Consider the following 24,690-nt stretch of genomic DNA (forward strand, 5'->3'; position numbering starts at 1 on the left):
AACGAAGGCGTCCACGGCCGCCTCGTCCAATGTGGTGTCATCAAGGTAGGGGGACAGGTCAACGGTAGTGGGGTCGCCTGAAAGCGAAAGTGTGTTTGTGTTCAGATCAAGGTCCTGTATCTCGTTGTTGCTATCAATATCTCCATCGGCAGCATCAGAGCTAGCTATTTCCTGATCCACATAGATTTTTGTGGCTGCATCCTGAGCAAGCGTTGGATCTTGCAGATTGTTAATTTGAAAACCTCCCATATCCACGTTAGCAGCAGCAGCACCAAAACCGCTTAAGGGGATATTGGGTTTGTCCAAACGGACATTGTCAATTCCACCAGTGCGAACATCAAGGGTATAAGGAATAATTTCATTTCCATCTCCTGTTCGTACCAATGCACCTCCTGGAGTGGCATCCAATACTTCGTTACCTACAATACTATCCTTTTCCGTAATGTTTATGACCCCTTCATTTTCCAGCACCCATTGTGCACCGTTCCAGCGCAGAAGATCTCCAGTATTTCCTCCATCTGCAAGTTTGTTAAAAGTGATCGTGGCATCGGAAAGTTGGAGACCGGTTATGGATCCTTGTTGAATTTCATTGGCTCCGTTTATCGAGGTGTCCACAATATTATCACCAGTAATCTGATTGACCTCAAAATTATAATTGGTATCCGTTTGTGTCACTACCACCGTGCTATCCCTAGAAAATGGATTGAATACCGCGTTCGTGCTTACGGTAAAGGAGTTGTCGAAAGCTTCACAAATATTTATCCATTCTGTTCCATCGAAGTAATGGATACATTCTTGGTCGGTATTATAGACCAACGCGCCCCGTAGGGGATTGATGGTGTTCATTTGGGCATCGGTTACACGGGTAATCACCAAAACCCTAGAAGGGCTTTCCAACTCCAATACGGAGGCTGGGTGAATGTTTTGTGGATTGTCACCAATTTTAATCTGTCCAGTAAGTGTGTTGATCACAAGTAGGGCAATGATCAAAAAGCTGAGTTGCGTTTTCACGGTGTTTGTTATTTGAGGTTTCCAAACGTTGAGGCAAAACTAAGATTATGACCGGATTTTGCTAACAAATACCGTCCAAATACGAAGTTCACAGTTGAATAGCAAGGTGCTGATTTAGGTGTGTTTCGCCAGAATTAACAAAAAATTAGAATCGATTTATTTTTTTATCTGCGCTTCAAAGGTTTTCTTTAACTTGTTCCAAAGGACTTTTTATGAAGAAATCAATACTGATCGCACTCCTGTTTCTATCATCTACGTTGATGTTTGCACAAGAAGAACGACAAATGCTTAGGGGAAGGGTACTGTACAAGGGGGGTAATGTGCCCAACGAAGTGGTGGTAAACTCTACCACGGAAACGGCAACTATTACGGATGAAAATGGGGAATTCCTCATTTTGGTCAAAGAAGGAGATCAATTGGTCTTCACAGCCATCAACTACCAGTTGGAGGTGGTCACCGTTACCGACGAGATTTTAAGAAAGAATAGGTTGGTGGTCGAAGTGGATGAAAAAATAAGGGAATTGGATGAGGTGGTGGTCACCCCCGAAAATCAGGAACGATTTCTTCAGGTGGAGAATGAGAGCTTTAAGCAGTATGAATATGAAATAGACCGAGGAACCGAAGTGGAAAACATTGCAGAGTCAAGGACCGTTCGTGGCATGCGGGACGGCATTAACTTTGTAAATATATTCAAGGCACTTTTTAAACCACAGAAAGTTAGAGGTGAAGAGCGTCCACCACTAAAAGTCAGCGAAGTGTTGCGTTACGTGTATGATGATGAGTTTTTTGTGGTAGACTTGAGGCTTCCCCAAGATAAAATAGATGCTTTTTTGCTGTATTGCGATGACAAAGTACCCTCACAGGCCTTGTTGCGAAAAGAGAATGAATTTCAGTTGATTGATTTTTTGGTGACTCAAAGCAAAGCCTATCGTGACACATTGAATGAGGAGTAAGTTTCTTTTTTCACTATTGCTTTTGATGGGTGTTTGCGTTATGGGCCAAGACATCCAGTCTAAAGAACTGCGTGGTCAAGTTATTTCTTCTGACGGTGATGTGATTGGTGTTGTGGTGCAGAACATATCTTCAAAAAGAGCAGTTATCACAGATATTGACGGGATTTTTTCCATTAATGCCCAACTGAACGACACGCTCGTTTTTTCAGCCGTTCAATACAGGCGAAAGGTACTTCCTGTGAATCAGGTTTTATGGAACACCAACTTTTTTACGGTCCGATTGGAGGAATTTGTCAATGAGTTGCGAGAAGTGGTGGTGAAACCGTACGACTTATCCGGAGATTTGAATCAGGATTTGGACAAGCTCACTTTGGAAAAAGATGTAAGTGCCGAGGCGCTGAACTTACCCAATGCCGATGTGAAGATAATCACACAGAGTGAGCGTAAGTTGCAGGAAGCTTCTGCAATGCGTGTCATAGGAGGGGGGGGAGTAGGAGGTGCCGGGGGCGCTGTTTCCCTAAATCCGCTGATTAATGCGATTACGGGCCGCACCAAAATGTTGAAGAACCGAGTGAAGGTGGACCGCAAATATGCCAGAACACAACGTGTCCAAGAATTTTATGCCGATTCACTTTTTCTGACAGTATTAAAGATTCCGATGGAGAAGATAGACGACTTTATGTATTTCTGCGAAGTGGACGAAACATTTCAAAACACTGTGGATTCCAAGGACAAACTGAAAATATGGGACCTTATGGTACAAAAGAGCAGACTTTACAGAAGAGAAAATGGACTGGACTGATGCTTTTATTTGGCATGAGCTTTGCAATCACAGCAAAGACGAGCATAGTATGAATTTAATAGCCGATCGAAACAAATTGGCAAAAAAAGTGTAACATAATTCAACACATGGGGTCTACTATACAAATGAAGTTGAAGAAAGCCCAAACAATAGCGTTTTTACTTTCCGCAATACTATTGCTTTCGTTTACCGCAGCACACAAGTTCTACGTGAGTGTCACCAATGTGGTCTATTCCGAGAAAAACAATTCGTTTCAGATTACCAGTCGTGTTTTCATAGATGATTTGGAAAATGTCCTCATGGAACGCTACGGTGTAAAAACCTCCTTGGCAACCCCTGAGGAATCAGAAACCGCTAATTTTTACATTGAGAAATATCTCAAAACGAAGTTTTTGGTGGAATTGGATGGAGAGACCGTACCCTATGTCTTTCTGGGGAAAAAGTACGAAAATGATGTCGTGGTTTTTTACATGGAAATAGAAAATGTGGATTTGGAGATTGTCAAAACAATGGTCGTACAGAATGAAGTATTGACAGATTTGTTTGATGAACAGCAGAATATTGTCCACGTAAAATGGAAGGGAAACAAAAAGAGTTTTGTGCTTGTAAGAGAGAATAATAAAGGAATGTTAAACTTGTAACAACATCTTAACAATTGGTTAAAAAAAACTAATTTAAGCCGCTTTAAAATCAATAAAATATGAACAGAATCAAGTATTGTTTTGCCTCGATATTGTTTCTTATCGGAGCCCTTGCCATCGCCCAAGAAGAGGGTGATGCCAAACCGGAGAGACTGCCTGGCCATTACAACCAGAGTAAATTCAAACAAATGTACGAGGAGTTTGCCACTCCCAACACTTATAGATCAGCTTCTGGGGCACCCGGCCCTGATTATTATCAACAACAAGCTGATTATGTAATGGACATAGAGTTGGATGACAAAAATGCCAGAATCTATGGTGAAGAAACCATTACCTATCATAACAATGCCCCTGAAGATTTAGAGTTTCTTTGGGTGCAGTTGGATCAGAATGTAAGGGCAAAGGATTCAAAATCTCCACTTAGAAATGGTGATGGGGTAAACATTGCCTACACAGCCGGTAATTTTGCCCAAACGTTTGTCACAGAACCTTTTGATGGAGGATTTAATATTGAATTTGTAAAAGACGCCAACGGCAAGCCGTTGTCCTATACCATCAATCAAACCATGATGCGGGTAAATATTCCGCAACCGCTTAAAAGTGGCGAAAAGATTTCTTTTTCCATCAAATGGTGGTACAACATTCCAGATCATACTGTAAATCGGGCCCGCTCAGGTTACGAGTATTTTCCGGAAGATGGCAATCGGGCCTACGTCATTGCCCAATTCTTTCCCAGAATGGCCGTATATAGCGATGTGGAAGGATGGCAAAACCATCAGTTTTGGGGAAGCGGAGAGTTTGCACTTCCTTTCGGAAACTATGAGGTGAACATCACCGTCCCAGCAGACCATGTATTGGATGCAACGGGTGTACTTCAGAATAGGGATGAGGTCTTTTCCAAAGAAATGATGAAACGCTACAAAGAGGCCAAAAAGTCCTACGACAAACCTGTACTCATTGTTACCCAAGAAGATGCGGAAGCTGCTGAAAAAGGTTTTTCCGAAAAGAAGAAAACATGGAAATTTAGGGCAACCAATGTTCGTGATTATGGTTTTGCCACTTCGCGTAAATTTATTTGGGACATGCAAGCCGTAAAAATTGGCGGTAAAGACGTCATGGCTGTTTCCCTTTATCCAAAAGAGGGGAACCCACTTTGGGAAGAGCAGTCCACAAAGGCGGTTGTACAGACACTAAAGACGTATTCAAAACACACGTTTGACTATCCTTATCACAAAGCGATTTCGGTTCATGCGAAAAACCAAGGAATGGAGTATCCAATGATTTGCTGGAACTACGGGCGCCCCAACAAGGATGGCACCTATTCCGATAGGACCAAGTTTGGAATGATCAGTGTTATCATTCATGAAGTGGGTCATAATTTCTTCCCAATGATCGTCAACTCTGATGAACGCCAATGGGGCTGGATGGATGAAGGATTGGACACTTTCATGCAATATTTGGCTGAACAGGAATTTGGAAAGAACTATCCGGAGGTAATTGCCCCCAACGAAAAATATCCTTCGCGCAGGGGGGAACCATACAAAATTGTTCCCTATATGAGCGGAGATCAAAACTTTTTATCCCCTATAATGTCCAATCCTGAAAATGTGTATCAATTGGGCCCTAATGCTTATGGTAAGCCCGCTACTGCGTTGAACATTCTTAGGGAAACTGTTATGGGAGAAGAATTGTTTGACCATGCCTTTAAAACCTATGCCCAGCGTTGGAAATTCAAGCATCCCACACCTGAGGATTTTTTCCGTACCATGGAAGACGCCTCTGCTGTGGATTTGGATTGGTACTGGAGAGGATGGTTCTACACTACTGACTACGTGGATATTGGCGTAAAAGGCGTAAAGAAATATTATGTCAGTAATAAACCTACCAAAGAAATGGAAAAGTATATGGCAGATAGGAACCTGACGGAAGCTGATTTACCTCCGCTGGTTTATTTGGCCGAGGAAGAAAGTGAAGATTTTGACCCTGAATTGAAGGGAAAATCCCCAACAGAAACTTCCCAAAATCTAAAGGAGTTTATGATGGACAACATGACCGAAGCTGAAAGGGCCCAGGTTAAGGAGCCCAAATATTTTTACGAAATCACTTTTGAAAAGCCCGGAGGTATTCCCATGCCATTGATTGTGGAATATACCTATGCGGACGGCTCCAAAGAAAATGTCACGTATCCTCCTGAAATTTGGAGAAAGAATGATGCTGAAGTAAGCCGTGTGCTATCCTCCCAGAAGGAGTTGGTGGGCATTGTTGTAGACCCTAAATTGGAAACGGCGGATATTGATACCACAAACAATGCTTGGCCATCCAAGGATGAGAAATCTGATTTTGAACAATTCAAGGAAAACATAAAGGGATAATCCACTATTGACAAGTGTTAAAGGCCCTGTGATTTCATGGGGCTTTTTTATTTTCAACCCAACTTCTCATTATATTTGTGTTATGATTGCTCTATTTATCAGTGGTGCCGAAATCTTTTTTATCCTCTTTATTGTGGTTATGGTTTTTGGTGCCGATAAAATTCCGGGAATAGCCAAAGGACTCGGCAAAGGTATGCGCCAATTGAGGGACGCCACAGATGATATTAAGCGAGAAATACAAAAAAGCGCTGAAAAACAAGGCATTGATACCGACTTCACCAAAGACATCAGAAACGAGCTGAATGAGGTTAAGAAGAATGTGGATGAGGTGACAGGAGCAGTAAAAAGGAGCACCAAATAATCATGTGGAAAAAACTGCTCGAATGGGATCGGGATATGTTCATCTATCTCAACAACCTAGGCATAGAGACCTACGATATGTTTTGGTCCATCGTTACCAACATTTACACTTGGATTCCCCTATTTATCCTATTTATTGTAGTCATCTATTTAAAATTCCCCCAACGAGAGGCAACTTATAAGGTTTTGACCGTTTTGGGCTTGCTTGTTTTTATACTGGCCCTAACACATTTTACCAAATTATCGGTGGCACGTTTACGACCTAATAACTCAGAAGAAATTAATACCCTGATTCGTATTTTGCATACCCCGGTGGATTATAGCTTTTTTTCGGGGCATGCCTCTAGCTCTTTTTCCCTCACCCTTTTAGTCTATTTGTTTTTACGCAAGAAAGCTGCTTGGGCTTTGGTATTTTTTATTTGGCCAGTGCTTTTCGCACTCAGCAGAATTTACGTGGGTGTACATTACCCGTCCGATTTAATTATGGGGGCCTTGGTTGGTGTGTGTTCGGCAGTGGTGTTCTACAAATTGCACAACAGAGTTATTTTACCCTACTCAAAGTCAGCCCGTCCCTAATGGGTAGTATCACGGTTTCAACCCTTGGGTCTTCTACCAATTTTTTATTAAATTCAAGCAACGCCTTTGTCGCCTTATCCGATTGGGCTACCGGTTCTACCACCTTACCCGACCATAATACATTATCTGAAAGAATGATGCTTCCAGATTTGGTCTTTTGAATCGCTGATTCAAAGTAAGCGTCGTAGTTCACCTTTTGCGCATCAATAAATACCAAATCAAAGCAAAGGTCTAGACTTGGAACAATGTCAAGGGCATCCCCTACATGTTGCACAATTTGTTTTCCGAAACCACTTCGGTCAAAAAAGGTTCTTTGTATTTGGTGCAGCTCTTCATTCACTTCAATTGTGTGAAGTTCCCCATCGGATTTAAGACCTTCTGCGAGACAAAGGGCAGAATAACCTGTATAGGTGCCAATTTCAAGAATGTATTTAGGAGCAATGATTTTCGATAACAGGCTCAATACCCTTCCTTGATGATGTCCCGTGATCATTCTGGGTTGTATTACCTTCAAATGGGTTTCCCGGGTCAACACTGTCAGCAACTCTGGTTCCGCCTGAGAATGGTCGGCAATATAATTTTCCAGTATGGGAGACAGAAAATGCATGTAATAATTTTCGCAAAAATATGGAAAAGAACTACATTGGTTTTTACTTTTAGTGATTAACGCCATGACACACAAAAATGTACTGGTTCGCAAAGCCACCAACGAAGATTTACCAGTCTTGCTCTCCTTTGAACAAGAAATAATAAAAGCTGAACGCCCTTTTGACCCTACGATACGGGAGGACCCGGTACAATACTATGACCTCGGAAAAATGATACTTGATGAAAATGCATGTGTACTCGTTGCCGAGGTGGATGGAAAACCGGTGGCCTCTGGCTACGCCATTAAAAAGAGGGCAAGGCACTATCTTGACCACGAGTACTATGCCTATCTGGGTTTTATGTTCACTGATCCCAAATTTAGGGGGTTTGGTATAAATGCTTCAATTGTGGAACAATTAAAAGAATGGTCCGATGGACAAGGACTTGAAGAAATTAGGTTAACCGTTTACAATGACAATCTTCCAGCAATTAAAGCTTATGAAAAAGTGGGATTCAAAAAACATATTATTGAAATGCGTTTGGACTAAGATTGTTCCAACAAATACCCTTACAAGTTGTATTTTTGATGAAACCATTAGAAAATGACTTTCCAAAATACCTTGGAGTGTGCGCAGGAGTTGGATGCAGCCGACCCACTGTCTAAATACCGAAAAGAATTTCACTATCCGCAAGTAAACGGAAAAGATGTCATTTATTTCACTGGAAATTCTTTAGGACTTCAGCCAAAGTGTACACAAAAGTTTGTGGACGATGTCATGAAAGATTGGAGGGAATTGGCAGTGGAAGGCCATTTTTATGCGGATAAACCTTGGTGGGACTATCATGAGCGTTTGGCGGAGGGACTTGGCAAGGTTGTGGGCGCCCATCCAGAAGAGATTTCGGTAATGAATACCCTTACGGTCAACCTACATCTTCTGATGGTGTCCTTCTACAGACCGACTAATAAGCGCTATAAAATTCTATGTGAAGAAAAGGCTTTTCCATCTGACCAGTATATGTTGCAAAGTCAGGTTAAATATCATGGTTTGGACCCAAAGGATGCCATTGTAGAGGTAAAAAAACGACCCGGAGAACATTATTGGAGAACAGAAGATGTGGTCCATAAAATCAAAGAGGTCGGTGACGAATTGGCCTTGGTACTGATTGGCGGGGTCAATTACTATAATGGACAAGTGTTCAACATGAAAACCATAACCCAAGCCGGAAAATCGGTTGGCGCTTTTGTGGGATGGGATTTGGCCCATGCTGTCGGGAATGTTGACCTGAAACTGCACGATTGGGGCGTTGATTTTGCCGCCTGGTGTAGCTACAAATACATGAACAGTGGTCCTGGCAATGCTTCGGGGATTTTTGTGCGTCAAAAACATTTGGGTAAAAAGGATATCCCCAGATTTGAGGGATGGTGGGGCACCAAAAAAGAAACTCGCTTTTTGATGCAACCAGAATTTGACCCGATAGAAACGGCGGACGCATGGCAGCTGAGCAATCCGCCCATATTGTCACTGGCTCCCTATCTCGCTTCTTTGGAATTGTTTGATGAGGTGGGTATGCAGGCCTTGATTCAAAAACAACAAAACCTCACGGCTTTTCTGGAGTTTGTGCTATATGAAGTGGACAAAGAAGTGGAAAGCACTTTTGAAATCATTACACCCGAAGAACGAGGTTGCCAACTTTCGGTTTTCTTACATGGTGAGGGCAGGGCAATTTTTGACTATTTGATGAAAGAAGGTGTTATTGTGGACTGGAGAGAACCCAATGTTATTCGATTGGCTCCAGCACCATTCTATTGTTCCTTTACCGATATGTTTAATTTTGGGCAGATTTTGAAACAGGGAATTCTTCAAAAATCCGCTTGATATCTTGATTTGAGATATTGGGATGGAGTACATCCTTGATACTTTTTGAACTGTTTTGAAAAGTAAGAGGGATCATTAAAACCACATTGATACATCACACCCGTAATGGTGGTTTCCCCTCCGTTAAAGAATTCTACTGCTTTGCTCGTTCGAAATTCGTTTACAAAATCCAGAAAGCGCCGTTGAGTCATTTTTTTGAAAAAGCGACTAAAAGAATTGGGCGTAAGTCCCAATTGTGAAGAAATCACTTCCACCGAGACTTTGCCGTCGTGGTTTTTATTGATGTATTCAAAAATTTCTTCTAGTCGTTCAATTTCCTCTTTTCGATAATTGTCCATGGGTAGATTCTCAAAAAGAGGGGTGTAACCTCCACCCTTTGATAGCTGAAAAAGAATGGAGAGCAATTTGATAAGTCGCTGTGTGGAGTCAATCTCCCTAAAACTTTGGAAATCTTTCCATACCATTTGATGTGTCTGTTTATCAAAAATTAGGACTTGTTCAGATTTTTTTACCAGTTTCTGGATTTCGGAAAACTCGGGAAACACTTTCAATTTTTCTTCAAAAAAGTCCTTTCCAAATTGGATGACGATTTCGAGGTTGTCATCATGGTCTTTATTGCCAAAATCTCCATGGGGAATGTTTCCTGCCAGAAAAACCAATACGCCATTGGTGTAGGGTATTTTCTTTGGACCAATGTTCAATTGTCCAGTTCCATTTTTTACATAGACCAGCTCGTATTCAGGATGAATGTGCCAACCTGCCGATTCACAATAATCCCCATTTTCATAGGTCTCGACCTTTAACGAAGTATTTGCACTTAGATTTATGGACTCAAACATAGGTTTCATAGGTCAAAAATAACATATATGGATATTTTTTGTTATCAAAAGGAATGAAATGTTTTGTAATTGGCATATTATGTGCTAAACAGTGTGAGTTTAGTGTGGTTAATTTGCTTTGATATTTTTTCCGTATGAGATCATTGCTGCTAATTTTTTCCAAAGCACGATACTTTGCCCCGGCCTGGGTATTTACAAGCCTGAATATTTGGTTTGGAACATGGGCAATTTATATCCCGAGTGTTAAAGAAAGATTGGAAATTGGCAAAGCCGATTTGGGTATCGCCCTCTTTTGCCTATCCCTTGGCGTGTTCACCATTTTTCCATTGGCACCAAAGATTATAAATAAGCTTGGGGTTGGTAAGGCAACTTGGTTTGGGGTGCTTTTATGCAGCGTAACCGCACTTTTTCCTCTTATGGCTCCCAATTACCATGTTTTAATGGCAAGTCTTTTCTTTTTTGGAATGGCCAATGGCATTACTGATATTTCGATGAATACCTTGGTTACCGAAATTGAAAAGGAAGATAAAAAGAATTTCATGTCTGCTGCGCATGGTTTCTTCAGCTTGGGAGGTATTTTGGTTGGGTTGGGCAGCTTTCTAATTCCCTTTATTGGAAGTCCTTTATTGCACATGGGAATTACTGTAGCTGTTGTATTGCTTATCAATGTTATTTTCTATAGAAATTATATTCATATTGTAGCGGCTCCGGTAGAGAAAGAACCTTTTAGTTTTGGGCTTTTCAAGCCACTGCTGCTGTTGGGAATCATTGGTTTTATAGCGATGGCCAGCGAAGGTGCCATTGTGGATTGGAGTGGTCTTTACCTTCAGGAAATCACTAAGGCTCCAGAAGCATTTATCGGGTCAGGATTTTTGGCTTTTTCCTTTGCTATGACACTAGGAAGATTTTTAGGTGACGGTATCAGCGAACGCCTGGGTTCAGTTAAAATAGTAACTGTGGGAGCAATTGTGGCTATTTTAGGCTATGGTTTAGTGCTATCTGAGCACACCCTGTTGGCGATTTTTGGTTTTGCTTTGAACGGCTTGGGCTTTTCGGTCATGGTCCCTGAATTGTTCCGAATAGGCGGGAACGTTAGAGGGGTGGATTCCTCCCAGGGGGTTTCCTTTATCGCAGGCACCGGATACACCGGGTTTTTAGTAGGTCCTGTGATTTTGGGATTTCTGGCCGAAAGCTCTTCACTATCCCTCAGTTTTTATGCCCTTTTGGGTGCTGCTTTTTTTGTGCTTGCAGTCACTTTTTTTCTTCGTTCACGCCGGTAGCACAATCATTCCATTTTAATGACTAAATCCGTGAAGTTTAAACTGTAATCAGCTTCAATTTTTCGATGGTCTTGGGGAAGTTTTAGTCCTTCGAAATCTCCATATTTTTCCCATGTTGTTGACAAAGAGGGCTCTTCTTGGTTCCCTTTTCTAAATGTCCATTCGCGAATTAAAAAGTCATCGCTAAAATAGAAATCGTAGGCATCACCAGGTGTATATCCACCTTCATTGGTATATACGATGGTCAATTTTTGCATTTTTGCATCACTTATCGGAGCCTTTTGGTCCACCGAATGCTCGAAGCTATAGTTGCCTGAATCCCAAATTAAATTAAAAGGGGCCAGCAGCCAATACCGGTCATTTATAAAACCAGCATTCACTTTGTGGGCAATGCTGTCCATGGCATTTCGGTTGTAAATCAAGGTGTCGTTTTGTGAAATGGCAGTGATGCTGTTTTCCTTCGGTTTCCAAATCCAAGTTCGTTCAAAATGTGTGGAATCCCTATCCACATTAAATGTAAACTTGATTTCAGAAACAGCATCCCATTGATTATAACCATGTGCAAGAGCTATTTTCTCCGGAATACTCAAGGGGATATTTTCTTGGGAATTGGAATTTTTTTGAGGGTTCTTGCAGCTCAAGAAGAGGAAAACCATTACAAAAGCTGCACTTATATTGTTTTTCACGGTGTTTTTTTCCAAAGATAATGCCCAAAGGATGAATTGAATCATTCAAAGCTTCACTTTTTCCATTTACACTATTTGATACGGACATTTGATTGTGGTCTTCATTTAATTCCTGCAAAGTGTGCATTTGTGGGATGACTTCCTCGGAATTTGATTATTTTTGACACGTTCAACAAATAATAAAAATGAGTTCAAAAAAAGGAAAAGTACAAGACTTGATTGGGGAAAGATTGTTGGAAGAGCGCAAAGTCTTTTTGTGGGGCATGGTGGATGATGATTCCGCGAAACATGTAATTGACCGCTTACTCTATCTAGACCTTATCAACAATAAGGAAATTCAATTGATCATCAATAGTCCTGGTGGCTATGTAACTTCGGGATTTGCCATCTATGATACCATCAAACAGATAAAAAGTCCTGTTTCCACAGTTTGTTCAGGTCTTGCTGCTTCCATGGGTTCCATTCTCTTATCGGTAGGTGAAAAAGGAAGACGATTTATTCAGCCACATGCTCGGGTCATGATTCATCAACCTAGTGGAGGAGCTCAAGGACAGGCCTCTAATATTGAGATACAAGCCAGGGAAATTATAAAAACCAAGGAGCTTGGAGCCAAAATACTGGCCGATAATTGCGGACAATCCTTTGATAAGGTAATGAAGGATTTTGATCGTGATTTTTGGATGGGCGCCGAAGAATCCATTGAATATGGTATTGTGGACGATATCCTAAAATAAACGCTGGCCTCTGGTCATAAAAAGGAAAGTCCTTCACAAAAACTTGTGAAGGACTTTTAATATATATGGACGCCGAAGCGGAATATTTATAATATTTACGGCAAAACCGGTGCCAGAAGATTTTAAAGAGATGTTAAAAGTTAAAACTCATCAGGGTGTTCAATGATCTCCCGAGCTCGTTTCTGTATTTCTTCCAATTCTTTTTTGTCTTTTTTATCGAGTAAACTTAGCATCATGGACATACGATGATTATCCTCAAAGAACGCTCTTTTTTCTTCTAAAAAGTTCCAATATAGGGCGTTAAAAGGACAGGCGTTTTCTTCTGTTTTCTTTGAAATGTGGTACTTGCACCCTTTACAATAATTTCCCATTTTATTTATGTAGTTGGCGCTGCTCACATAAGGTTTGGTGGCAATAATTCCCCCATCTGCATATTGACTCATGCCACGGGTGTTTGTAATTTCTACCCATTCGATGGCATCGATGTATACGCCAAGATACCACGCATCCACTTCGCTAGGGTCTGTTTGGGTTAGGAGAGCAAAGTTTCCGATGATCATCAGGCGCTGTATGTGATGGGCATAAGCTTCTTCCAAACTCTGCGATATGGATTGTTTAAGACAGTTCATCTGAGTTTTGCCCGTCCAAAAGAACTCAGGCAGTGGGTTTTTATTTTCCAGCCCGTTCAATTCGGCGTAGCCCGGCATCTCTTTCCAATAAACGCCACGCATATATTCACGCCACCCAAGGATTTGTCTGATGAATCCCTCTACTTGTGAAATGTGGATATCGTCCTGGTTGGCATAAAAAAATTCCAAAACTCCATCCACAACTTCTTTTGGGGATATCATTTTGGTATTCATGGCGAAGGAGAGTCTAGAGTGGAAGAGAAATCTTTCATCGGTATGAAAGGCATCTTGATAGTCCCCAAAATATTTCAGAAGATGGTTACAGAAAAAATCCAAAAGTGATAAACATTCTTCTCGGGTTGTTGGCCAGGGATATTTTTTGGGATCAATCGCTCCAAAGGTCTTTACACCTGCTTCTTCAATTTCTGTGACCAGAGTGGTCACATTACGGTCAAAACGCAGTTCATTTGGTATTTCTGGAGAACCTTTCCATTTTTTGCGGTTACTCTGATCAAAGTTCCATTGGCCACCCTCCGGTTGTCCATTTTGTACCAGGATTTCATGCTTCTTGCGCATCATACGATAGAAATTTTCCATCAGCAACTGTTTTTTTTCCTTGAAAAAATTACGAAGCTCCATGCGTGTTGTATAAAAGTGCTCTGTATCAAAGGCTTCGGAAGTTATATCCAGCGCCTTGCAGATTTTTTTTAGCTGTTCATCCAATCGGTATTCATCAGGTAATTGGTATTCAAATTTTTCGATGTTGTTTTCGTCAACATATCTTGTGATTATTTTTTCCAGTTCATGTGCATTTTCCGAGTCACCAATTTTAAAATAGTGCACTTGATGGCCTTTCTTTTCGAGGTTTGAAGCAAAATTTCGAATGGCCAAAAAGAAACCGACCACTTTCTGTATATGGTGTTTCACATAGTCGGTTTCTTGCCGCATCTCTGCCATTAGGTAGTACACATTTTCATCTACCTCATTAAACCAGCTATGGTTGATGTTGAGTTGATCACCAAGTATCAGTCTAAGCGTTTTCATAAAATCAAAATAAAGTGGGTTGTAGCCAAAGCTTCTGAAATTTACCGTTTGGGTCGTACATTTCTGCTTGTCGTCTTGTGTTAAACTTTCTATTTCTTGGGTCGTTGCCAACACCACTGTTGTACATCCAATTTCCCCAGTTGCTGTGCACATCATAATCCAAAAGCAAGGATTCGAAGTAGGCTGCACCAATCCTCCAGTCCTGCTCTAAATGCTTGGACCAATAACTGGCGACGTTTTGTCGTCCACGATTGCTCATCCAACCAGTAAACCTTAACTCTTCCATGTTGGCATTCACAAAAGGGTCTTCAGTTTGAGCTCCAATCCATGCATTTTTTGTTTTTTCATCACTGCCCCATGAGTATATTTTGTCCAGAATACCCTCAATCCTAAATATTTGATTTCCATATTTAAGGGAAATGTATTTGAAAAAATCACGCCAGATAAGTTCAAAAATCAACCAGTAAGTATCCTTGTTTTTTTCAATTTGGTCCTCAAATTTTTTTACTTCCCAGTAGATAGTTCTAGGGGAGATGCTCCCATTGGCAAGCCATGGAGAAAATTTGGAACTGTAATCCGTCCCAATCAGTCCGTTACGGGTCCGTTTGTAGAAAGCCAATTTTTTGGTCTCCCAAAAGTAGTTTTCAAGCCGTTTCTTCGCTTCATTTTCTCCCCCTTTAAAGGGAAAGGCACTTCTGCTGTCGGTTTCAAAATCTTCAAGTCCCAATTCTTTTAAAGAAGGAAGCACCGTGTCGTTCTCAACAAGGTTATATTTCCCTTTGGGCTGAATTGCGGGAAGCGTAGGTCGAACGGCAATCACTTTCTCACATTTTTTTCGGAAATGCGTAAAAACATTGGGGATGGTTTGATAGGTGGGGTATGGTATATCCTCTGGATGGAACAAAAACTGGCCAAAAGTCTCTACGAATGAAATTTTCGAGCCTAAATTTTTTCTAACTTCATGCAGGACCTTGATTTCTTCACTGGTCCATTCTTTTTGGAGAAAAATGGTATCAATTTGATGGTCACTAACCAAGTTTGGAAGAATCGCTTCGGGTTTGGCGTGATATACAAAGAGAGTGATATTAAGTCTTTGGAGGTTTCCTCGAAGTTGGGTAACCGTTTGTAAAAGAAACTTAGCCCTGAATTTTTCGGTTTTCTTGAAGCCAAAAGTACTTGTTTCATAATGTCTGGGATCAAAGAAATAGACAGCTATGACCTTATCGCCCTTAAAGGCTTTCATTATACTATGATTGTCAGATACTCTTAAATCGTTCCTAAACCAAATCAGGTTGTTTTGCATTTTGTTTTGATTTTCTGCAACCTTCACTGCAATATTTCACTTCATCCCAATTGCTTTCCCATTTTTTTCTCCAAGAAAATGGCCTTTTACAGACAACACATATTTTAGTGGGAAGGTTAATCTTTTTGTGGGCCATTCAAAAGGGATTTTGACTTTTGGTTGGGGCGTGCATACTCCAAACGATCCAGTATTTTTGGCAATGCATAGCCATCAAGACCTATTATAGACATGATGTTGGCCCGATCTAGGTGTACCCAATGGTCTTGGTGCAAGAGTTCGGAAGCCACATAAATGTGCTCAACTGCACCTACTACCATAATACATCCATTTTCCTTGATAGTGTACTCGTTCACATAGCGACATCCTATTTGAACCGGGCTCTGCTTCACGTAGGGAGTTGAAAAGCCATCCTTGTAGGTTTCCTCAAAAGAGGTAATTGAAAATTCAGATATGTTCACAGGATATTTTGCTGAGGTATGATGTGCCTCTCGATACATTTCTTTTGTTATCGCATTCAAGGTATAACTTGAGGTTGCCTTTAGATTGTCATATGTGTGCCTTTCCACGGTTAAAGGCCTTAAAATAAAACCGAGAAGTGCAGGGCTACTGCCCAAATGGAAAACGGAATTGAAAACAGCCAGATTGGTACTCCCTGAAAGTGAAGAGGAGCCAATTAAATGGGCCGACTTATAGCCCGAAATTGAATTGATCAAATGAGATCGCTGACGTGACGGCAGATGTTCCAAGTCTGCTTTGGTAAAGTACTTCATATATTTGTTTAATAAAAATACAAAAAGAATAAACAAAAAATGAATGTTTAACCTTTTTTTTGTTTTTTAGAGGGGATTATCGCCAATTTTCAAATTGCTTATTTTTGATGTTCAACAAGAAAGAGCCCTGGGGGCATTTATGACACAGACCTCTAAAAATATAGCGATCATCGGTTCTGGATTGGTGGGTTCGCTTTTAGCCATTTATTTACGGAAATTAGGACATACGATTACTGTGTTTGATCGTAGGCCAGATATTAGGACCATTGAGTTTTCAGGAAGATCTATCAATTTGGCGATGAGCAATAGGGGATGGAAGTCGTTGCGCAAAGTGGGCTTGGAAGAACGCATCAAGGAAATTGCCATTCCTTTGGACAAAAGGGCCATGCATGTGAATGAGAAGCCTGTTTATTTCCAGAAATACGGAAAGGAAGGAGAGGCCATTTGGTCCATTTCCCGGGGAATACTCAACAAAAAAATGATTGATTTTGCGGAAGAGGCGGGTGCCAAATTCCGATTTAATGAGAAAGTTTGGGATGTTAGCTTGCCCGATGCGAAGATATTCACTGGAGAATCAGAAAAAAGTGAGTGGAAGGAATATCAATTTGACATTATTTTTGGCTGTGACGGAGCCTTTTCTAGGGTCAGGCACAAAATGCAACGAAGGAGTAGATTTGATTATTCCCAGGATTTTTTGGATGTCGGATATAAGGAGTTGACCATTCCGGCAAACCCCGATGGGACCCACAAATTGAACAAGAATTCGTTTCATATTTGGCCAAGGGGCAGGTTTATGCTCATAGCCATGCCCAATATCGATGGTAGCTTTACCTGTACGCTCTTCCTTCCGTTTGAAGGAGAGGTCTCTTTTGAAAAAATCACCAATAAGGCCGAGGCAACGGGATTCTTCAAAACATATTTTCCAAATGTTAGGAAGGAAATCGAAAATTTGACCAGTGATTTTTTTAAAAACCCAACTAGTGCCATGGTCACTATGAAATGCTATCCGTGGACCTACTGGAACAAAGTGGCCTTGGTCGGGGATTCGGCGCATGCTATAGTACCCTTTTATGGACAAGGTATGAATGCAGGTTTTGAGGATATTTTTATGCTCAACCAACTTATGGAGACTCATGGAGATGACTGGGACACCATATTTAAGCTATACCAAGAGCAACGTAAACCCAATGCAGATGCCATTGCAGAACTTAGCTACAGGAACTTTGTTGAGATGAGCAGTAAAACGGCTGACCCCAAATTTTTGCTTCAGAAGAAAATTGAAAAACGATTTGCACAAAGACATCCTGATAAATGGATACCGGTCTACAGTAGGGTGACATTTTCGGAGAGGCCTTATGCAGAGGCTTTGGCAATTGGTGATAGACAAGAAGAAATTATGCAGCAGATTATGCAAATGCCCAATATTGAGGAGCAATGGGATTCTGAGGCAGTAGAGAAAAAATTATTGGGGCTTTTAAATAATATTGAAGGACATTAGATTGTCATTTTGAAATGAGGCGCACAGCGACGATTGAGAAATGACAAATATTTCTGTTTTTTGTTTCCACAGCAGTATTTAAGTATAAGAGCAACTCTTTCGGTGTATTTAACGCCCTTTCTTTTTCCGCATTTCCGATTTTCGCATGGGCATACTGTCAACCAGCTCAAAAAGGGTATTGGGTTTCACTACGTAGGGATAACGAGCTTTTAGACCACCGTCTTTTCCTATGAGCAAAACCCCTTCAAAATTATTTCCAATATTGAAAACGGTGAGTTTTTGATCCGTTGGATATAATTTTAACATAAGCATATCTCGTTCTTTCAGCTCTATAGAAGTTTTTTCAAGGCATTGAATTTGTGATTTAACCAGACTGGACTCAAAATCAAAACTGACCAAAAGGACCAGTCTCTTTTTCCAACGATAATCGGATAGATTTTGGGCATTCATGGGTATGACAACAAAAATTATAAGTATTAAAAATATTTTTCTCATTACATAAAAGATACAAAAAAAGCCATCCGATCGGATGGCTCTTATACTTTTCGAAGACCAGTTTATAGTTTGGAAAACATTTTCTGCATTTTATCCTGTTCTTCCTCTGCCAACATGGGATCAACTAGAATTCTACCGCTATGTTCGTCTGTAATTATTTTTTTGCGTGAAGCAATCTCAACTTGCACCTGGGGAGGAATAGTGAAGAAAGAACCTCCAGAAGCACCCCTTTCCACTGGAACCACCGCCAAACCGTTCTTAACGTTATGGCGAATGCGCTTGTAGGCATTTACTAAGCGTTCTTCTATCTGTTGCTCAAATTCTTCTGATTTTTTAAGAAGTGCCTTTTCTTCTTTTTCGGTTTCGGCCAAAATGGCATCCAATTCCCCTTTCTTATGCTTTAGGTGTCCTTCTCTTTCGGTTAATTTTTCTTTGGTTTCAGTAATAACCTCTTTCTTTTGCTCAATCTGGGCTTTGAACTCCTTAATGTTTTTTTCAGCCAATTGAATTTCCAATTCTTGGAACTCCACCTCTTTGGTCAACGAATTGAACTCACGGCTGTTTCTTACATTCTTTTGTTGTTCGGAGTATTTTTTAATAAGTGCTTTTGATTCCTCAATTAAGTTTTTCTTGGCTGCAATTTCGAAATTGATGGTCTCCACATCCGTCTTCAATTTGTCAATTCGGGTTTTAAGCCCCTGCACTTCATCTTCCAAGTCTTGCACTTCCAAGGGAAGTTCTCCTCTTACATTTCTAATTTCATCAACCCTGGAATCAATAAGTTGCAAATCATACAATGCTCTCAACTTTTGCTCTACAGTGCTTTCCTTTTTTTTCGCCATATGTTTTATAAATACTTGATGGGATTTGTATTGCTCTCCGATAAAGAGATTGCAAAATTAGGAATTTTTTTTGTAAGATAATCAACCAATAAATCTTTAGTAAACTGCTCAGTTTCAAAATGCCCAATATCAGCAATCACAATATTTCCTTCAGCCTCAAAAAACTGATGGTATTTCACGTCTGCGGTAATGAATACGTCTGCTTTTGAGCTTTTGGCAGCTGCGATGGCGAAAGCTCCACTTCCCCCCAAAACAGCAACTCGTTTTACCTTTTTGCCCAACAATCTGGAGTGCCTGATGATTCCAGCGTTCATTCTTGCCTTAACCTGATTCAAAAAGTCCGCTTCGTCCATTTCATTTTCAAGTGTGCCCACCATACCCATGCCCAGGTCTTGGTTGGTGTTTTCTAGGACCAAAACTTCATAGGCGACTTCTTCGTAAGGATGGGAGGTGAAGAGCGCGTTCAAAATATCTTGTTCTCTTTCAAAAGAAAAAATCATATTGATCTGTACTTCTTTTTCTAAGTGTACCGCGCCCACTTTTCCAACACTTGGATTAGCTTTTTCGCTGGCTTTAAAACTTCCTATGCCCTCCGTGCTGAAACTACAATTGCTATAATTTCCTAGCTCCCCTGCACCTGCATCAAAAAGGGCTTGTTTTACCTTTTCTGCTTCCACTAAGGGAGCATAAGTGGTCAGTTTTTTAATGGTTCGCTCTTTTGGAATGAGTATTTTAGGGTCTTTGATATCCAAAACCTCGCAAATCTTGGAGTTTACGCCGATCATACTGTTGTCCAGAGCGGTGTGCATGCTATAAATGGCTATGTTGTTCGCAATGGCCTTAATGACAACTCGTTCCACATAATTACTCCCCGTCAGCTTTTTGAGTCCCTTAAAGATGATGGGGTGAAAGCTTACGATAAGATTGCATTTTTTTTCAATCGCCTCATCTACCACACTTTCGAGGGTGTCCAGGGTTACAAGTATTCCATTAACATGCATGTTGGGGTCACCGACCAACAACCCAACGTTGTCAAAGCTCTCCGCATGGGCCAGGGGAGCCAGCTCTTCCCATAGTGCGCTTACTTCCTTTACAGTCATCTATTATTTATTACCAGGGCTAAAGATAAAATATTATAATTTCGCGCCATGCAACGATTACTTCGTTTATTGGCATTTCCCATTTCCATCATCTATGGATTGGTCGTTCATATTAGAAATTTTTTGTTTGATTCGGGAGTACTTCGTTCAGTTACTTTTGACACTCCTTTGATTTGCGTTGGCAATCTCAGCGTCGGCGGCACGGGCAAAACCCCCATGATTGAATTTTTGGTTAGGATGTTGGGGGAAAACAAAGTTGCTATACTGAGTAGGGGTTACAAGCGTAAATCCAAAGGGTTTGTATTGGCAAAGTCCTATCATACAGTTCACGATTTAGGTGATGAACCGTTTCAGTTGTATCGGAAATTCCCAAACGTAATTGTTGCTGTTGATGCGGACAGACGTAACGGGATAACCCAACTAGAATCCAAGGTCCAACCAGATATTATTTTGTTGGATGATGCTTTTCAGCATAGACAAGTCAAGCCACGTTTTTCTATCTTGTTGACTGCTTTTGATTCACTTTATGAGGATGATTGGTATCTGCCCACGGGGGATCTAAGGGATAGTAAACGGGAGGCCAGCCGAGCCGATTTGATTATTGTGACCAAGTCTCCTGAGAACATATCAACGACCAAACGCAAGGAAATCACAAAAAAATTCAATCCAAAACCCCGCCAGAAAGTACTCTTTGCCCATCTGGCCTATGCTGAGGTGGTAAAGTCAAGTGGTTCCGAACAACTTCCTCTTTCTGCATTAAAGAATGCCAACATTGCTTTGGTAACTGGAATAGCACGTCCAGAACCTTTGGTAAAGTTTCTAAAGTCAAAGGGTCTGGATTTTAAACATTTTAAGTTTAGGGATCATCATGATTTTTCGGAAAGGGACATTGAATCCTTCAACAATTATGAAATAGTATTGACCACAGAAAAAGATTACGTTCGATTAATGGGCAGATTGCAAAACCTGTATTACTTGGAAATTGCGCATCGTTTTGATACCGATAAGGACAGGGCAATCTTGGAAAGCAGTATTAAGGAAATACTCTAAACCGAACCTTCCATTTTTTTTCTGAAGATATTCTCCCCGATTTTTTGATAAAAGACTTCGGGTTTGAAGGGTTTGGTTACCACATCATTACAGCCAGCCTGATAGAAGCTGTCCAAGCTATCATCCAAAGAAATGGCCGTTAATGCGATAATGGGAATATCTTGGTCGAACTTGCGTATCTGGCGGGTAGCTTCCTCACCGCTTATCCCTGGCATGTGTATATCCATTAAAATGGCATCGTAGGTATTGGTCTTGGCCAGGTCAATGGCTTCGTTGCCATTGTTGGCAATATCGCAGGTAATTTCCTTTTTGGTAAGCATTTTCTTGGTGATTACCTGATTGATCTTGTTATCCTCCACTACCAATACATGCAGACCCTTAAACTCAAATTCCTCAGGATTTAGTTCAAAGGCAACTTCTTCTTCTTGAGCATCGGCATCACATTTTAAATCCAACTCAAAGAAAAATGAGCTTCCTTCTCCCAGTTCGCTTTCCAGATGGATGGTACTACCAAAGATTCCCAATAAGCTTTTTACGATGGTAAGACCAAGGCCCGTTCCACCATACTCACGGTTAATCTGTATGGAGCCTTGTTCAAAACTATCGAAGATATTTTTCTGTTGATCTTCAGAGATTCCGATACCATTATCTTTTACCTCAAAGTATAGTTTTACTTGGTCTTCTTTCTTGTCCAACATTTTGGCAATGACCTCGACCTTTCCATTTTTTGTGAACTTAAGTGCGTTCCCAACAAGATTCATGAATATTTGTGAAATCTTTATTGGGTCTCCCAATAGATGCTGGGGAATATTGGGGTCATAATCCAATATGAGCTTGGTTTTGTTCTCGTTCGCATTTTGCTGCAAAGAATCTACTACATCGGTGAGTACCTTGTGCAATTTAAACTCAACACTAAGCGGCTCTAGTTTGTCGGCATCAATTTTGTTGATTTGGAGAATATCATTAATGAAGTTCAGCAAGTATTCTCCAGAGAATTTTAGGGATTTAAGATGTTCTTTTTGGTGTTCAGCCGGATTCTCTTCCAATAACAAGTGGGTCAGTCCAGTAACAGCATACAACGGAGTTCTCAATTCGTGGGTTACCGTGGACAAAAAGTTGGTTTTGGCTTCCATGGCTGATACTGCGGAATCCCTTGCCAACTCCAATTCCTTATTTTTAGTGTATAATAAATCGTTGGTCTTAAGCTTTATCTGATTGTTTCTAAAGAGTGAAACAGCCAACAGGGAAATTATGGTTAGAAAAGCTGAAGTGAGTATGGCCGTGATTTCTGAACGGTTCTTGGATTCGCTCAACTCCTCATTTCTGGCCGTGAGCTTGTTTATTTCGTTCATTTGATGCTCAAATCGTATTCGATCAGCTGTTTTGGCCTCAAGTTTGGTTTTTTCAATATTAAAAATGGAATCTTTTATTTTCTCGAGAGCCTTTATGTAAAACAAAGATTGGTCGTAACTGCCTGTTTTTTCATAGATTATTGAAAGCTGTTCGTTGGCGGTTCTTATCTGTTTTGCAAATCCATGTTTTTGTGCCAATTCAAGGGCCGCCTTGGAATGGATGATGCCCTCGTCCAAATCACCAAGGCCTAGACTGATTTTGGCTAATTGTATATTGGCCCGTGTAGCAAGGTAGGGCCGTTCCTTATCATCTGAGTTCACGATAAGTGCATGAAGGTTTTTTATCGCGTCTTCATACTTTTCAATATTGGTATAGATGTAGGCTTCCAAAAGCAATATGTTGTTGCTCAGATTCCTGTTATTGCTCAGCATCCTTGATTCTTCCAAGGCCTTTAACGATTGAAAATTGTTGCCTTCATCAAAGCGTAGAGCGGCATCTAGATAAAGGTGGAAAGCCTGACCGTAGGAATATGAGATATCCTTCAACAGAATACTGGCCCGATCCCAATAAAAGATTGCCGTTTCCCTGTCACCTTCTTCCAGAAACAATCTGGCATATTGATGATAGGTGTCCAATAATAATTTGGCATCTTCACTGTCTTCGGCAATTTCAGCAGCTTCATCCAATTTTTCCAAGGCCTTATCAATCTTGTTTTGATGCCTGTACTCGGTAAATTCGTCAAAAATGGACTGCGCCTTTGCTGTGGTATTGATATTGTTTTGACCAAAGGAAATTTGTATGCATGCTAACATGCACAGTAGAAACGGTGCAAGGGCACCTATACTTTTGTGTGGTAAACTTGAGGTCAAATGTATTTTTTCTTTATAAGCAAAGCCATTAAATCAACTATTCTGGAACAATAACCAGTTTCATTGTCGTACCAACCGATGACTTTTACCATTTTTCCAATAACGGAGGTCATCAAAGAATCAAACGTACAAGAATGACAACTATTGTTTATATCAATGGAAACAATGGGGTCTTCCGTGTAGTTTAAGATTTTTTCCAGTTGATTTTCAGCGTAATGCTTAAAGGTAGCGTTTATTTCCTCAATCGAGGTCTCTTTCTTAACGTTGAAGGTAATATCGGTCAATGATCCGTTGGGTACTGGTACTCGAATGCCACATCCTCCAATTACTTGTGATAAATCGGGAAAAATTTTGGTCAGGGCCTTGGCTGCTCCCGTGGTTGTAGGAATTATGGATTGTGTTGCCGCCCTGGCCCTTCGTAAATCACGATGCGGTGCATCATGCAGGCGTTGGTCTGCAGTAAAGGAATGTATGGTGGTAATGTAGGCTTGTTCAATGCCACACAGTTCGTTGATTACTTTTATCATTGGAGCGGCATTGTTGGTAGTACATGAGGCGTTGGAGATGATGGTATCGCTTGCTTCAATGCTTTCTTCATTTACGCCCAATACCACCATTTTAATGGATTCATCCTCTGGTGGAACCGAGAGTATTACTTTTTTACTTCCATTTTTGAGGTGGTATTCCAAATCCTCACTTTTTTTGAACTTTCCAGTGGCCTCCACGACAATTTCCACCTGAAAATCTTCCCAATCAATTTGTTTTGGGTGGCTATGATTGGTTACGTTAATTTTTTGCCCGTCCACCACTATGGCATCGGTTTCTGCGCTAATCGATGCACCAAATGGGCCATGTATGCTGTCATATTTTAAAAGGTGTGCCAAGGTTTTGGCATCGGCGAGGTCGTTAATCAGAACAACGGAAATATGGGGATGTCCATGAAGTAGCTTAAAAAGCGTTCTTCCGATACGACCAAACCCGTTTATTCCAATATTGATTTTTTTCATTTCTTGGCAAT

At 40.8% G+C, this 24,690-nt stretch carries 25 protein-coding genes; 12 read left to right on the forward strand and 13 right to left on the reverse strand.

Annotated elements, in window-relative coordinates; genetic code table 11:
- On the reverse strand, window positions 1-1,011 hold a 1,011-nt coding region (locus GTQ34_RS11160; RefSeq protein ID WP_417936279.1), incomplete at its 3' end, for a hypothetical protein.
- A gap of 212 nt (window positions 1,012-1,223) precedes the next feature.
- Between GTQ34_RS11160 and GTQ34_RS11165 the strand changes: the two genes are divergently transcribed.
- From GTQ34_RS11165 to GTQ34_RS11190, 6 genes are all read left to right on the forward strand, one after another.
- Complete coding sequence (locus GTQ34_RS11165; protein ID WP_166523889.1) at window positions 1,224-1,964, forward strand: carboxypeptidase-like regulatory domain-containing protein; 741 nt, start codon at window positions 1,224-1,226, stop codon at window positions 1,962-1,964.
- Window positions 1,954-2,766: a carboxypeptidase-like regulatory domain-containing protein gene (locus GTQ34_RS11170; RefSeq protein ID WP_235915026.1), complete on the forward strand. Its 813-nt coding sequence runs from the start codon at window positions 1,954-1,956 to the stop codon at window positions 2,764-2,766. Before GTQ34_RS11165 ends, GTQ34_RS11170 begins: the two co-directional genes overlap by 11 nt.
- 107 nt (window positions 2,767-2,873) lie before the next feature.
- Window positions 2,874-3,407: a DUF6702 family protein gene (locus GTQ34_RS11175; RefSeq protein ID WP_235915027.1), complete on the forward strand. Its 534-nt coding sequence runs from the start codon at window positions 2,874-2,876 to the stop codon at window positions 3,405-3,407.
- A gap of 59 nt (window positions 3,408-3,466) precedes the next feature.
- Window positions 3,467-5,779 (forward strand): M1 family metallopeptidase, encoded by a 2,313-nt coding sequence (locus GTQ34_RS11180; RefSeq protein WP_166523890.1) that lies wholly within the window; start codon window positions 3,467-3,469, stop codon window positions 5,777-5,779.
- Window positions 5,780-5,861: 82 nt separating this feature from the next.
- Window positions 5,862-6,140: a Sec-independent protein translocase subunit TatA/TatB gene (locus GTQ34_RS11185; RefSeq protein ID WP_166523891.1), complete on the forward strand. Its 279-nt coding sequence runs from the start codon at window positions 5,862-5,864 to the stop codon at window positions 6,138-6,140.
- A gap of 2 nt (window positions 6,141-6,142) precedes the next feature.
- Window positions 6,143-6,715: a phosphatase PAP2 family protein gene (locus tag GTQ34_RS11190; protein WP_166523892.1), complete on the forward strand. Its 573-nt coding sequence runs from the start codon at window positions 6,143-6,145 to the stop codon at window positions 6,713-6,715.
- On the opposite strand, the gene GTQ34_RS11195 is transcribed toward GTQ34_RS11190, so the two are convergent.
- Window positions 6,681-7,322, reverse strand: coding sequence for an O-methyltransferase (locus GTQ34_RS11195; protein ID WP_166523893.1), 642 nt, complete (start codon window positions 7,320-7,322; stop codon window positions 6,681-6,683). The two genes, GTQ34_RS11190 and GTQ34_RS11195, sit on opposite strands and share 35 nt — an antisense overlap.
- 64 nt (window positions 7,323-7,386) lie before the next feature.
- Between GTQ34_RS11195 and GTQ34_RS11200 the strand changes: the two genes are divergently transcribed.
- Both GTQ34_RS11200 and kynU read left to right on the forward strand, forming a co-directional pair.
- The gene (locus tag GTQ34_RS11200; protein ID WP_166523894.1) at window positions 7,387-7,851 is read left to right on the forward strand and encodes a GNAT family N-acetyltransferase; all 465 of its coding nucleotides are present in this window, start codon (window positions 7,387-7,389) and stop codon (window positions 7,849-7,851) included.
- Window positions 7,852-7,905: 54 nt separating this feature from the next.
- Window positions 7,906-9,180, forward strand: a complete 1,275-nt coding sequence (gene kynU / locus GTQ34_RS11205; protein ID WP_166523895.1) for a kynureninase — start codon at window positions 7,906-7,908, stop codon at window positions 9,178-9,180.
- Here the strand turns inward: kynU and GTQ34_RS11210 are convergent.
- Window positions 9,165-10,028: an AraC family transcriptional regulator gene (locus GTQ34_RS11210; protein WP_166523896.1), complete on the reverse strand. Its 864-nt coding sequence runs from the start codon at window positions 10,026-10,028 to the stop codon at window positions 9,165-9,167. The two genes, kynU and GTQ34_RS11210, sit on opposite strands and share 16 nt — an antisense overlap.
- Before the next feature lie 125 nt (window positions 10,029-10,153).
- Between GTQ34_RS11210 and GTQ34_RS11215 the strand changes: the two genes are divergently transcribed.
- The gene (locus GTQ34_RS11215; RefSeq protein WP_166523897.1) at window positions 10,154-11,299 is read left to right on the forward strand and encodes an MFS transporter; all 1,146 of its coding nucleotides are present in this window, start codon (window positions 10,154-10,156) and stop codon (window positions 11,297-11,299) included.
- Window positions 11,300-11,304: 5 nt separating this feature from the next.
- Here the strand turns inward: GTQ34_RS11215 and GTQ34_RS11220 are convergent, their stop codons facing one another.
- Window positions 11,305-11,985, reverse strand: coding sequence for a hypothetical protein (locus tag GTQ34_RS11220; protein ID WP_313790452.1), 681 nt, complete (start codon window positions 11,983-11,985; stop codon window positions 11,305-11,307).
- Window positions 11,986-12,170: 185 nt separating this feature from the next.
- Here GTQ34_RS11220 and GTQ34_RS11225 point away from each other — a divergent pair, with 185 nt between their 5' ends.
- Window positions 12,171-12,719 (forward strand): ClpP family protease, encoded by a 549-nt coding sequence (locus tag GTQ34_RS11225; protein WP_166523898.1) that lies wholly within the window; start codon window positions 12,171-12,173, stop codon window positions 12,717-12,719.
- A gap of 140 nt (window positions 12,720-12,859) precedes the next feature.
- Here GTQ34_RS11225 and GTQ34_RS11230 read toward each other — a convergent pair whose 3' ends face one another.
- The 4 genes from GTQ34_RS11230 to GTQ34_RS11245 are packed head-to-tail and all read right to left on the reverse strand — an operon-like array spanning window position 12,860 to window position 16,465.
- Entirely contained in the window at window positions 12,860-14,392 is a 1,533-nt protein-coding gene (locus tag GTQ34_RS11230) for a cryptochrome/photolyase family protein (protein WP_166523899.1), read from the reverse strand.
- Between the two features lie 4 nt (window positions 14,393-14,396).
- On the reverse strand, window positions 14,397-15,695 hold the full coding sequence (locus tag GTQ34_RS11235) for a DASH family cryptochrome (protein WP_166523900.1): 1,299 nt from the start codon (window positions 15,693-15,695) through the stop codon (window positions 14,397-14,399).
- A complete protein-coding gene (locus GTQ34_RS11240) occupies window positions 15,670-15,831 on the reverse strand; it encodes a DUF2256 domain-containing protein (RefSeq protein WP_166523901.1) in 162 nt (53 codons plus the stop codon). The genes GTQ34_RS11235 and GTQ34_RS11240 overlap by 26 nt, the downstream gene beginning before the upstream one ends.
- Window positions 15,812-16,465 carry a flavin reductase family protein gene (locus tag GTQ34_RS11245; protein ID WP_166523902.1) on the reverse strand — a complete coding sequence of 218 codons (654 nt, stop codon included), beginning with the start codon at window positions 16,463-16,465 and terminating at the stop codon, window positions 15,812-15,814. Before GTQ34_RS11245 ends, GTQ34_RS11240 begins: the two co-directional genes overlap by 20 nt.
- A 139-nt stretch (window positions 16,466-16,604) precedes the next feature.
- Between GTQ34_RS11245 and GTQ34_RS11250 the strand changes: the two genes are divergently transcribed.
- Window positions 16,605-17,963 carry an FAD-dependent oxidoreductase gene (locus tag GTQ34_RS11250; protein ID WP_166523987.1) on the forward strand — a complete coding sequence of 453 codons (1,359 nt, stop codon included), beginning with the start codon at window positions 16,605-16,607 and terminating at the stop codon, window positions 17,961-17,963.
- A gap of 108 nt (window positions 17,964-18,071) precedes the next feature.
- Here the strand turns inward: GTQ34_RS11250 and GTQ34_RS11255 are convergent, their stop codons facing one another.
- The 3 genes from GTQ34_RS11255 to GTQ34_RS11265 all read right to left on the reverse strand — a co-directional run bounded on the left by GTQ34_RS11255 (window position 18,072) and on the right by GTQ34_RS11265 (window position 20,400).
- Window positions 18,072-18,458 carry a DUF4174 domain-containing protein gene (locus GTQ34_RS11255; RefSeq protein ID WP_166523903.1) on the reverse strand — a complete coding sequence of 129 codons (387 nt, stop codon included), beginning with the start codon at window positions 18,456-18,458 and terminating at the stop codon, window positions 18,072-18,074.
- Window positions 18,459-18,520: 62 nt separating this feature from the next.
- The gene (locus tag GTQ34_RS11260) at window positions 18,521-19,300 is read right to left on the reverse strand and encodes a zinc ribbon domain-containing protein (RefSeq protein ID WP_166523904.1); all 780 of its coding nucleotides are present in this window, start codon (window positions 19,298-19,300) and stop codon (window positions 18,521-18,523) included.
- A 5-nt stretch (window positions 19,301-19,305) separates the two neighbouring features.
- Window positions 19,306-20,400 (reverse strand): Nif3-like dinuclear metal center hexameric protein, encoded by a 1,095-nt coding sequence (locus GTQ34_RS11265; protein ID WP_166523905.1) that lies wholly within the window; start codon window positions 20,398-20,400, stop codon window positions 19,306-19,308.
- Between the two features lie 48 nt (window positions 20,401-20,448).
- Between GTQ34_RS11265 and lpxK the strand changes: the two genes are divergently transcribed.
- The gene (lpxK, locus tag GTQ34_RS11270) at window positions 20,449-21,450 is read left to right on the forward strand and encodes a tetraacyldisaccharide 4'-kinase (RefSeq protein WP_166523906.1); all 1,002 of its coding nucleotides are present in this window, start codon (window positions 20,449-20,451) and stop codon (window positions 21,448-21,450) included.
- Here lpxK and GTQ34_RS11275 read toward each other — a convergent pair.
- A complete protein-coding gene (locus GTQ34_RS11275; RefSeq protein ID WP_166523907.1) occupies window positions 21,447-23,615 on the reverse strand; it encodes a response regulator in 2,169 nt (722 codons plus the stop codon). The genes lpxK and GTQ34_RS11275 overlap by 4 nt on opposite strands.
- Before the next feature lie 53 nt (window positions 23,616-23,668).
- Entirely contained in the window at window positions 23,669-24,679 is a 1,011-nt protein-coding gene (gene gap, locus GTQ34_RS11280; protein ID WP_166523908.1) for a type I glyceraldehyde-3-phosphate dehydrogenase, read from the reverse strand.
- Window positions 24,680-24,690: the final 11 nt, after the last annotated feature.

The organism is Flagellimonas ochracea (assembly GCF_009903685.1).
Classification (GTDB): domain Bacteria; phylum Bacteroidota; class Bacteroidia; order Flavobacteriales; family Flavobacteriaceae; genus Flagellimonas; species Flagellimonas ochracea.

Excerpts from the sequence above, each read along its gene's own strand:
- GTQ34_RS11225 (WP_166523898.1), top strand. The coding sequence starts at position 12,171 with ATGAGTTCAAAAAAAGGAAAAGTACAAGACTTGATTGGGGAAAGATTG.
- GTQ34_RS11200 (WP_166523894.1), top strand. The coding sequence starts at position 7,387 with ATGACACACAAAAATGTACTGGTTCGCAAAGCCACCAACGAAGATTTA.
- kynU (WP_166523895.1), top strand. The coding sequence starts at position 7,906 with ATGACTTTCCAAAATACCTTGGAGTGTGCGCAGGAGTTGGATGCAGCC.
- gap (WP_166523908.1), bottom strand. The coding sequence starts at position 24,679 with ATGAAAAAAATCAATATTGGAATAAACGGGTTTGGTCGTATCGGAAGA.
- GTQ34_RS11180 (WP_166523890.1), top strand. The coding sequence starts at position 3,467 with ATGAACAGAATCAAGTATTGTTTTGCCTCGATATTGTTTCTTATCGGA.
- GTQ34_RS11195 (WP_166523893.1), bottom strand. The coding sequence starts at position 7,322 with ATGCATTTTCTGTCTCCCATACTGGAAAATTATATTGCCGACCATTCT.
- GTQ34_RS11240 (WP_166523901.1), bottom strand. The coding sequence starts at position 15,831 with ATGGCCCACAAAAAGATTAACCTTCCCACTAAAATATGTGTTGTCTGT.
- GTQ34_RS11255 (WP_166523903.1), bottom strand. The coding sequence starts at position 18,458 with ATGAGAAAAATATTTTTAATACTTATAATTTTTGTTGTCATACCCATG.
- GTQ34_RS11265 (WP_166523905.1), bottom strand. The coding sequence starts at position 20,400 with ATGACTGTAAAGGAAGTAAGCGCACTATGGGAAGAGCTGGCTCCCCTG.
- GTQ34_RS11230 (WP_166523899.1), bottom strand. The coding sequence starts at position 14,392 with ATGAAAACGCTTAGACTGATACTTGGTGATCAACTCAACATCAACCAT.
- GTQ34_RS11235 (WP_166523900.1), bottom strand. The coding sequence starts at position 15,695 with ATGCAAAACAACCTGATTTGGTTTAGGAACGATTTAAGAGTATCTGAC.
- GTQ34_RS11210 (WP_166523896.1), bottom strand. The coding sequence starts at position 10,028 with ATGAAACCTATGTTTGAGTCCATAAATCTAAGTGCAAATACTTCGTTA.
- GTQ34_RS11175 (WP_235915027.1), top strand. The coding sequence starts at position 2,874 with ATGGGGTCTACTATACAAATGAAGTTGAAGAAAGCCCAAACAATAGCG.
- GTQ34_RS11275 (WP_166523907.1), bottom strand. The coding sequence starts at position 23,615 with ATGTTAGCATGCATACAAATTTCCTTTGGTCAAAACAATATCAATACC.
- GTQ34_RS11170 (WP_235915026.1), top strand. The coding sequence starts at position 1,954 with ATGAGGAGTAAGTTTCTTTTTTCACTATTGCTTTTGATGGGTGTTTGC.
- lpxK (WP_166523906.1), top strand. The coding sequence starts at position 20,449 with ATGCAACGATTACTTCGTTTATTGGCATTTCCCATTTCCATCATCTAT.
- GTQ34_RS11215 (WP_166523897.1), top strand. The coding sequence starts at position 10,154 with ATGAGATCATTGCTGCTAATTTTTTCCAAAGCACGATACTTTGCCCCG.
- GTQ34_RS11165 (WP_166523889.1), top strand. The coding sequence starts at position 1,224 with ATGAAGAAATCAATACTGATCGCACTCCTGTTTCTATCATCTACGTTG.
- GTQ34_RS11250 (WP_166523987.1), top strand. The coding sequence starts at position 16,605 with ATGACACAGACCTCTAAAAATATAGCGATCATCGGTTCTGGATTGGTG.
- GTQ34_RS11190 (WP_166523892.1), top strand. The coding sequence starts at position 6,143 with ATGTGGAAAAAACTGCTCGAATGGGATCGGGATATGTTCATCTATCTC.
- GTQ34_RS11260 (WP_166523904.1), bottom strand. The coding sequence starts at position 19,300 with ATGGCGAAAAAAAAGGAAAGCACTGTAGAGCAAAAGTTGAGAGCATTG.
- GTQ34_RS11185 (WP_166523891.1), top strand. The coding sequence starts at position 5,862 with ATGATTGCTCTATTTATCAGTGGTGCCGAAATCTTTTTTATCCTCTTT.
- GTQ34_RS11245 (WP_166523902.1), bottom strand. The coding sequence starts at position 16,465 with ATGAAGTACTTTACCAAAGCAGACTTGGAACATCTGCCGTCACGTCAG.